Source organism: Arthrobacter sp., assembly GCF_031179385.1.
Classification (GTDB): domain Bacteria; phylum Actinomycetota; class Actinomycetes; order Actinomycetales; family Micrococcaceae; genus Arthrobacter_D.
This window is the reverse complement of the sequence record NZ_JAPSHV010000176.1, coordinates 1-4,212: the sequence shown is the minus strand read 5'-3', so window position 1 is coordinate 4,212 and position 4,212 is coordinate 1. Positions and strand designations below refer to the sequence as shown.

The following is a 4,212-nucleotide window of genomic DNA, read 5'->3' as shown; positions in this document are numbered from 1 at the left end:
GTGTGGCGGAACCGGTCGCCCTCCATCTGGTCATAGCGGACCTCAACCACCCGCCGCGGATGCAGCCGTACGTAGGAGACGTCCTTCGCCGAAGCGAAACGGCTGCGATCCGTTTCCCCGCGGATGATCTCACCGTCTTCGTCACGCATGACATCCGGCTCCAGCTCATCGATCAACTCGAGTCGGCGCTTGTCCGAGAACGCAGATGCACCGCCGACGTTCCGCAACTCGCCATTGTTGTCGTAGAGCCCAAGAAGGAGTGAACCAACACCCTGGCCGCTCTTGTGGACCCGATAACCAAGCACTACCGCATCAGCACTTCTGTGGTGTTTCACCTTCAGCATGCGGCGCTTGTTCGGTTCGTACCCGGCGCTCAGCGGTTTGGCCACCACACCGTCCAGTCCGGCTCCCTCGAACTCAACAAGCCAGCGCCGCGCCAGTTCGACGTCGTCCGTTACCTGCGAGAGGTGCACAGGCTCGGAGAATGTCTCAGCGATGCCCTCCAGAGCCTTCCGTCGCTCCGCGAAGGGGACGTCCAACAGGTTATGATCGTCGATCCCCAGCAGGTCAAACGCAATGAACGACGCCGGCGTCTCCTTCGCGAGGAGTTTCACCCTGCTGTCCGCCGGATGAATTCGCTGAGACAACGCTTCCCAGTCCAGCCGCTCGGCGCCGGCCTTTCCCCGACGCACCACTATCTCGCCGTCGACCACGCACTTCTCGGGAAGGTTCTCGAGCAGCGCATCAACCAACTCCGGAAAGTAGCGGGTGAGCGTCTTCGAGCCGCGACTACCAATCTCGCACTTGCCGTCCTCGACGTGTATCACGGCCCGAAAGCCGTCCCACTTCGGCTCGTAACTCAGGCCTCCGGGAACGCTGTCGGCATCCGGCACAGCATCGACGGCTTTGGCGAGCATTGGTTGAATCGGAAAGGGCAAATCAGTCATAGGTCGATCCTGTCGCATGTCACTTCAAACGCCATGGACGCCACGCACGCACGTGCCGGAGGATGCCGAGCGGACCTGGGGCAGAGGGTGACGCGCGGCACTGTCACTGTGCCTATACTCGATCCTGAGGCCCCCGATCGGATGAGAAGGGGCCGCCGCTTATTCCATCGCTTTGCACGAATTATTCGTCCGGTGCCCACGAAAGGCCGACAATGAGCAACATTCCCGAAGACCTTTACTACACCGCCGAACACGAATGGGTCACCACACCCGACGACAATGGAGTTGTCCGTGTCGGCATTACCGATTTCGCCCAAGACGCGCTTGGCGATGTCGTCTATGTTCAGATGCCGGAGGCCGGCTCGAAGATCGGGGCGTCCGACGTCGTCGGCGAGGTTGAATCCACCAAGAGCGTGAGCGATATCTATGCGCCGGTGAGCGGCGAAGTCGTCACGCGCAATGAAGCGCTCGACGGCGATCCTGCCCTGATCAACTCCGATCCGTACGGTGATGGCTGGCTGCTGGAAATCAAGGTTGAGGACCGCTCGGTGGTTGAGGAACTTCTCAGTTCTTCGGAATACTCACAGCAGGTAGGCTAGAGTCACCGGCTGGGACAAATGTAATGTGGCCAGCCGGGAGACCGGTTGGCCACGTGTTTTGGGGAAGGATTTTTCAAATGGTACGCGATAACAACGCAGCCGCAGAGGACGCTTCGGGATCGCATATGCCTTCGCCTGAGACAACCACCATCGGGCTGCCTCCGCAGTCTGCATCACCTACCGTTGAACCGCGTCTCACCAGCGAGGAACGTTCCGCTGTTGCGGCACTTCCCGCCGGGTCCGCGCTGCTGATTGCCCACACAGGTCCTAATGCCGGGGCACGATTCCTCCTGGACGAGGACGTCACCACCGCTGGGCGCCACCCAAACGCCGACATTTTCCTTGACGATGTCACGGTGTCCCGTAAGCATGCGGAGTTCCGCCGTGGTCCGGAAGGTTTCCGGGTTGTTGACTCGCGCAGCCTGAACGGCACCTACGTGAACAATGACCGCGTTGACAGTGTTGTGCTGCGGAACGGTCATGAAGTTCAGATTGGCAAGTTCCGCCTTACCTTCTACGCCGCCGGGAGCGTGTCGCAGTCGCAGGGTCGGGTCTAGGGACTTTCATGCCCTCCTCCCAGCCGTCCCGGCGACCTGTGGGTATCGCCCCGGAGCGTGTGAGCGGGAACGTCCTGAATATAGGGGAGGTCCTCACCGAACTGGCTGGGGACTTTCCACAGATCAGTGCATCCAAGATTCGATTCCTGGAAGAAAAAGGCCTCATTACTCCGCAGCGCACGCGCGCAGGCTACCGGAAATACACACCGGTCGACGTCGAACGTCTGCGCTTTGTTCTTGCACTGCAGCGCGACCAGTACCTTCCGCTCAAGGTCATCAAGGACTATCTGGACGCGATTGATCGGGGAGAGAAGCCGGAGAGCCTGCCCGGGGGCCTTACCCTCGCTCCTCGGATGGTCTCCGACCAGCTTGCCCGTGAGCTCGGATCACACGCCCGCCGACTGACCCGGGAAACCCTCGCCGCGGAAGCGAACGCCCGGCCGGAACTCATTCGGGACCTCATGGCTTTCGGGCTCATCTCAGAAGTCGAAGGCCGCTTCGACGAGCACGCACTGAAGATCACCCGTGCCTGCGTCCAGCTGGAATCCCATGGAATCGAGCCTCGGCACCTCCGTCCTTTCCGAGCAGCAGCAGATCGCGAACTGGGTCTCGTTGAGCGCGTCGTCGCCCCGGTCGCCTCACGCCGCGATGTCGCATCGAAGGCCCGGGCGGCGGAAACTGCCCGTGAAATCAGCGAGCTCTGCCTCAACCTCCACAGTGCCCTCGTCCAAGGCCAGATCGCACGGATGGAAAACTAGGAGGCAGACATGATCGAGATGGATGTAGTAGGCGTTCGCATCGAGCTACCGTCCAATCAGCCGCTCGTCCTTCTTAAGGAAGCGGGAGGTCCCCGCCACATCCCGATCTGGATCGGTGCGCCCGAGGCTAGCGCCATTGCCTTTGTGCAGCAGGGCATCATTCCGCCGCGGCCAATGACACATGATCTTCTCGTGAGCATCGTCGCTGCCCTCAATCACGCAGTGACAGAGGTCCGGATCGTGCGGGTGGAAGACACCGTTTTCCACGCCGAGGTTGTCTTCGAGGACGGCACAACAGTGAACTCCCGGGCCTCCGATGCCATAGCCATCGCCCTGCGCGTACCCTGCCCCATCTATTGTGCACCGCAGGTGATGCAGGACACCGGCGTTGAGATCACCGAGGCCGACAGCGACGGAGACGAAGACTCATCCGAGGAGGGCCAGGCCAACGCGGAGCGCGAGCTCAAGCAGTTCCGGGAGTTTCTTGCGGATGTCGAGCCTGAAGATTTTGAGAAGTAGCCGAAAACGACACGCTGAGATTGTTATGCGCGGCATCTTTGACCTCGGTCACCCGGGGATCTAACGTCGAAGCATACAGTTCCCATTGCACTAGCTGTAAACTCAGGGCAGACATCCATTTAATCCCCCTGTGGACCTCGGCTTGTGCCACTTCCCCCCGGGAACCAGAACGAGGAGGCAACACGTGAGTCCGAAAGGCGACGCCGGCACGGGTTCCAACGCAGCCGCTACGGGTGCAGCTATACCCGCCAGCGCACAGGGCCTGCTCTTCACCGAAGACCTTCCTGTGCTCGATGAGGACGCGGGCTATCGCGGACCGACAGCATGCAAGGCTGCGGGCATCACCTACCGCCAGCTCGACTACTGGGCTCGCACCGGCCTCGTGGAACCGGCCGTTCGCGGTGCTTCCGGCTCCGGTTCACAGCGTCTCTATGGATTCCGGGACATCCTGGTACTCAAGGTAGTCAAACGGTTGCTGGACACCGGCGTTTCCCTTCAGCAGATCCGCAGTGCAGTGGAACACCTGCGGGAGCGCGGAGTGGAGGACCTTGCCCAGATCACCCTGATGAGCGACGGCGCCAGCGTCTATGAATGCACCTCTGCCGATGAAGTCATCGACCTTGTCCAGGGCGGACAGGGAGTATTTGGTATCGCCGTCGGGCGTGTGTGGCGGGAAGTCGAAGGAAGCCTTGCAGCGTTGCCGAGTGAGCACGCCGTGGACCAGGATTTTCCCGATGACGAACTCAGCAAGCGACGGGCAGCGCGCAAGATCAGCTGACCCTGCTCAACACGATGCCCCGCCGCGAGCGGGGCATTTTGGTGTCCGGAGATG

General features: G+C 61.2%; 6 protein-coding genes. 5 read left to right on the top strand and 1 reads right to left on the bottom strand.

The annotated features are described in order from the left end of the window. A partial coding sequence (locus tag RIF85_RS14915; RefSeq protein ID WP_309072688.1) for an ATP-dependent DNA ligase occupies positions 1-947 on the bottom strand: 947 nt, incomplete at its 3' end. A 212-nt stretch (positions 948-1,159) separates the two neighbouring features. Between RIF85_RS14915 and gcvH the strand changes: the two genes are divergently transcribed. From gcvH to RIF85_RS14890, 5 genes are all read left to right on the top strand, one after another. Next, positions 1,160-1,546 carry a glycine cleavage system protein GcvH gene (gcvH, locus tag RIF85_RS14910; RefSeq protein WP_309072687.1) on the top strand — a complete coding sequence of 129 codons (387 nt, stop codon included), beginning with the start codon at positions 1,160-1,162 and terminating at the stop codon, positions 1,544-1,546. Between the two features lie 77 nt (positions 1,547-1,623). Beyond that, entirely contained in the window at positions 1,624-2,103 is a 480-nt protein-coding gene (locus RIF85_RS14905; protein WP_309072686.1) for an FHA domain-containing protein, read from the top strand. Positions 2,104-2,111: 8 nt separating this feature from the next. After that, complete coding sequence (locus RIF85_RS14900) at positions 2,112-2,861, top strand: MerR family transcriptional regulator (protein WP_309072685.1); 750 nt, start codon at positions 2,112-2,114, stop codon at positions 2,859-2,861. A 9-nt stretch (positions 2,862-2,870) separates the two neighbouring features. Continuing rightward, positions 2,871-3,380 carry a bifunctional nuclease family protein gene (locus RIF85_RS14895; RefSeq protein WP_309072684.1) on the top strand — a complete coding sequence of 170 codons (510 nt, stop codon included), beginning with the start codon at positions 2,871-2,873 and terminating at the stop codon, positions 3,378-3,380. A gap of 184 nt (positions 3,381-3,564) precedes the next feature. Beyond that, positions 3,565-4,158, top strand: a complete 594-nt coding sequence (locus RIF85_RS14890; protein ID WP_309072683.1) for a MerR family transcriptional regulator — start codon at positions 3,565-3,567, stop codon at positions 4,156-4,158. Positions 4,159-4,212 lie beyond the last annotated feature (54 nt).

Bases quoted from the DNA above. Each gene is read 5' to 3' on its own strand.
- gcvH (WP_309072687.1), top strand. From the start codon at position 1,160: ATGAGCAACATTCCCGAAGACCTTTACTACACCGCCGAACACGAATGG.
- RIF85_RS14900 (WP_309072685.1), top strand. From the start codon at position 2,112: ATGCCCTCCTCCCAGCCGTCCCGGCGACCTGTGGGTATCGCCCCGGAG.
- RIF85_RS14905 (WP_309072686.1), top strand. From the start codon at position 1,624: ATGGTACGCGATAACAACGCAGCCGCAGAGGACGCTTCGGGATCGCAT.
- RIF85_RS14895 (WP_309072684.1), top strand. From the start codon at position 2,871: ATGATCGAGATGGATGTAGTAGGCGTTCGCATCGAGCTACCGTCCAAT.